The sequence below is a fragment of the Sedimentibacter sp. B4 genome (assembly GCF_000309315.1).
Lineage (GTDB): Bacteria > Bacillota > Clostridia > Tissierellales > Sedimentibacteraceae > Sedimentibacter > Sedimentibacter saalensis.
This window is the reverse complement of record NZ_CANG01001125.1, coordinates 1-239: the sequence shown is the minus strand read 5'-3', so window position 1 is coordinate 239 and position 239 is coordinate 1. Positions and strand designations below refer to the sequence as shown.

The 239-nt window shown below is 58.2% G+C and carries 1 protein-coding gene; it reads left to right on the top strand.

Features of this window, described 5'->3' with window-relative positions:
- Nucleotides 1–235, top strand: a 235-nt coding sequence (locus BN358_RS27345) for a hypothetical protein (RefSeq protein ID WP_198018553.1), incomplete at its 5' end; no start/stop codon positions are given.
- Between the last annotated feature and the right edge of the window lie 4 nt (nucleotides 236–239).

Below are 239 nucleotides of genomic sequence, written 5' to 3'. Positions count from 1 at the left end.
TGGCTACTTCCTCGTGGGGGCCGAACTGGCACCAGGGAAGTACAGCGCCACGGTTGACAAAGAGTCGATGATGAAGCTCGGCACCGTTGTCCAGTACAGCGACAAGGGCAAGGTGATGGACGTTCGGAACGCCAACAGCGGCAAGGTCGTGTTCACTGTGCGGAACTCGAAGGGTTCGGTCGTGTCCTTCTCCGGCTTAGTAAGGTCACCAAGGTCGGTTGACCGTTGCGTCTAGCAGT